This is a genomic window from Halomonas sp. GFAJ-1, from assembly GCF_000236625.2.
Classification (GTDB): domain Bacteria; phylum Pseudomonadota; class Gammaproteobacteria; order Pseudomonadales; family Halomonadaceae; genus Vreelandella.
In genome coordinates this window covers 1-3,079 of sequence record NZ_AHBC01000065.1, presented here as the reverse complement: position 1 = coordinate 3,079, position 3,079 = coordinate 1, and the positions used below count along the sequence as shown (strand labels likewise).

Here is a 3,079-nt window from a genome sequence, read left to right as displayed (position 1 = left end):
GATTTATTCAACACGCGAAGCAGCTAGATGTGACGTGTTCAATTATATTGAAATGTTTTACAACCCAAAGCGCCGACACGGCACAAGTGATAACTTGTCACCGGTTGAGTATGAAAGGCGTTACTTTAAGAGCCTAACGGGTGTCTAGAATATCCGGGGCGATTCAGAGCTATAATCACCAGGCAGATTCTGTAAGTACTCCACCACAATTTTTTGTAAAATGAAAATTCATTAGGCTGTAGAACCAATTTCAGAAGAGCACCATAAGGATTTGCTCTTCAAGTTAATTTCTTTGTGGCACAGCTCACTCAGTTCATAGAACCGTTCTGACTCAGCCTTGTACTCGACTAAACTCTCTATCAAGCCTGCATAGTGCTGAAGCTTGCTAGCGCATATAGCAAGTGTAGCAATACTGGGCTCACTCCCCTTGAATCTTAACGTCCTGAGATAGCACTCACTACGTCCTAGCCAGTCCATACAAAACTCACTCTCACTCGAAACCACCCCCATTCCACGCAAGAGTAAAAATACATCACCTAGAATCTTTTTTGACACTTAATTACCTCCCGTTGATAAATAACTAAAGATACTATGCAACCACCCATTGCAAGTATTTATCTGAACAAGGGCTCCATTCAAAGGCATTGAGTCTGCCAGCTATGCTGTTGCCGACAGAACTTGCCGCCCACTTTGCTTAATCAGAGGCAATTTCAGCAGAAGAGGAACAAGATAGGAGGCTGACTTAGTCAGTACCTTGTATGTGTTGAAGTGGAAAGTGTTTGTCTGCTTCAGCATTGCGTTGCGAACAACTCACCACACGTAAAGGTAACAGCGTAACCCCACCAACACCAGCCTAGCTGGTTGTGTGCAAACACTGACAGAGGAACTCACAGAAAGTCCATTGTCACTAGTGAGGCGCAAAGCCTCACTATGACTTCAGAATCTACAGAAAGCCCCCGAGTTAATAAAACAAAAAGAGCGCTGATTCATTTGTGAGAGACAGCGGAGCTGTTTCGAAGCAAATGCAGCATGCGCTTGAGGAACTGCGTAGCAGTGACACAACAGCCAAATCACAAATGTAAGAAAATACATAATACCTTACATTACCGCATAAACCACTGAAATCAATAAAGAGAAAAGTACAGCTATATAGCTTGCTCAATTAAAACGTCAGAAAATATACTTATTGAACGATAAATGTACATTTTGTGGAGGAAGGTATGGCGCAGGCAAAGACGCTCAGCAAAACGGAGCTAAAGCGCGTGCTCCAGTACATTGACGCTTGCGAACGCTACAGTGAGCGGAACAGGGCAATGCTGCTGCTCACGCACTGGTGTGGGATGCGCGTTGGTGAGGTTGCCAGTTTGCGGGTGAGCGACGTCGTAAGCGAGGACGGCAGCATTCGCTCAGAGATACGTTTGACAGCGTCACAGACGAAGGGCAAGCGCGCTCGCGTCGTGTACGTGCCTTCTCGCATGCGGAAGGAGCTACAGAACTACGTACAGCGCTCAACGAAGCCCGCTCGCAGCGTTTATCTGTTCAACACGCAAAAGAGCCAGCGGTTCACGGCAAACACTGCTACGCAGCTCCTACAGCGCTTGTACGCACGTGCCGGCATCGAGGGCGCTACTAGTCACAGCGGACGCCGCACGTTCATTACGGAGCTAGCTGGCAAGGGGGTAAGCGTTAGGGTGCTTGCTGAGCTGGCAGGACATCAGAGTATACAAACCACCCAACGCTACATAGATGTGAACGATGACATGCTTCGTAAGGCTATTGAATCTATATAAACTCACAGTTTTTCTAATATTACATAACCATTGTGGAGAATAGCTTCGTGGCTGTCTTTAATAAGAATCCACTTTTCGTCCTCGTTATCATCTTCTTCAACCTCTTCCAGCAATTCCCCTTTTTTGTCTTCGTCTATATCACCGTCAATGTCCCAATAAACATCCATATCGCCTTCAATCGAAATTATATGGAACTTGTAATCATTTAGTTCTAAATCATCCTCATCACTTGGGAGCTCAGATGAATCCGGAAACTCAATTTCTATTTTGGTGAAGTCGTTAAACTCCTCTCGGCGAGCAATGAGTTTAACTCCGTCAACGAGCCTCTCATACGCGTCATAAAAAGCAAGACTATTTCTCCATAATTCCTTTATAAGATAACTTGACATTTTTATTAACTCCTAAATCGTCACAATGGTGCCATCTTCATTTCTGCGATAGTCTGCTAACGCATTTGTTAACCGAATCTCATCGTTCAGATGATAGTATGTCTTCTCTATCTGAGCAACACTAGTACCACACATGTCGGCAATCTGCCTGAAGCTCAACCCACTCATAATTCGCTGCGTTATCATAAAATGACGAAGACTGTAGGGCACCAGGTTTCTGTTCTCTTTATCTTCAATATCTGCCAACTCTACAATCTTATGGAAGTGATAAAGCAATGCACGCTTACTCATTTCTGTTTCACCATCAGTACTAAACACCAACGAGTCGGCTGACAATGGCACTGCAATTTTTTTCAGCCTCTCAAAGTACTGCCCACCTCGGCAATATATAATTCTGCTAGTTCTAACCTTACTAGTCTCTGCACGAACTCTGATTTTCGCCAGCTTTTTTTCTATGCCTTGGCTTTTTACGATATCGATTTCGACATCATTCCATCTAAGCTGACGTTGCTCACCAACCCTCAATCCGCTATTTGCGGCAATCAAAATATAGTGCCTTACAAGCTGTCGCATAATCAGTTCGTCAGCGTCGATTTTTTTATTAGACTTGGCGCAGTATGCTCTCATTACCTTAACAAGCTTATCGTATTCTTCGCTTGTAAAAGTCGCCCTTCTCACAGCCTCATTATTTCTGTCTACCTTGGGGAGCTTGGGAAAATCAAAAGAATCAATGTGAGTGTCGTGCTGCTTGAACAAGTAGCGCATGCAGCTATTAATTGTGCTCTGCTCGTTTTTAAGCGTAACTTGCTTTACATTACCCTTTGACAATTTCATTCTATGATGAAAGTATCCTGCGCAATCAGTCCGCGACAGTTCTTTAAGCTTGGTTTCTTTACCTAT

At 44.1% G+C, this 3,079-nt stretch carries 5 protein-coding genes; 2 read left to right on the top strand and 3 right to left on the bottom strand.

Features of this window, described 5'->3' with window-relative positions; all coding sequences use genetic code 11:
- Positions 1–148: IS3 family transposase (locus tag MOY_RS17070; RefSeq protein ID WP_139029330.1), on the top strand; the 148-nt coding region annotated here is incomplete at its 5' end.
- Between the two features lie 83 nt (positions 149–231).
- Here the strand turns inward: MOY_RS17070 and MOY_RS17795 are convergent.
- Positions 232–555, bottom strand: a complete 324-nt coding sequence (locus tag MOY_RS17795) for a DUF6626 family protein (RefSeq protein WP_009101864.1) — start codon at positions 553–555, stop codon at positions 232–234.
- A 665-nt stretch (positions 556–1,220) separates the two neighbouring features.
- Here MOY_RS17795 and MOY_RS17790 point away from each other — a divergent pair.
- The gene (locus MOY_RS17790) at positions 1,221–1,790 is read left to right on the top strand and encodes a tyrosine-type recombinase/integrase (protein WP_009101863.1); all 570 of its coding nucleotides are present in this window, start codon (positions 1,221–1,223) and stop codon (positions 1,788–1,790) included.
- Between the two features lie 2 nt (positions 1,791–1,792).
- Here the strand turns inward: MOY_RS17790 and MOY_RS15995 are convergent, their stop codons facing one another.
- Together MOY_RS15995 and MOY_RS15990 are read right to left on the bottom strand one after the other, a co-directional pair.
- Complete coding sequence (locus tag MOY_RS15995) at positions 1,793–2,179, bottom strand: hypothetical protein (RefSeq protein WP_009101862.1); 387 nt, start codon at positions 2,177–2,179, stop codon at positions 1,793–1,795.
- A 12-nt stretch (positions 2,180–2,191) separates the two neighbouring features.
- On the bottom strand, positions 2,192–3,079 hold an 888-nt coding region (locus tag MOY_RS15990; RefSeq protein ID WP_009101861.1), incomplete at its 5' end, for a tyrosine-type recombinase/integrase.

Excerpts from the sequence above, each read along its gene's own strand:
- MOY_RS17790 (WP_009101863.1), top strand. The coding sequence starts at position 1,221 with ATGGCGCAGGCAAAGACGCTCAGCAAAACGGAGCTAAAGCGCGTGCTC.
- MOY_RS15995 (WP_009101862.1), bottom strand. The coding sequence starts at position 2,179 with ATGTCAAGTTATCTTATAAAGGAATTATGGAGAAATAGTCTTGCTTTT.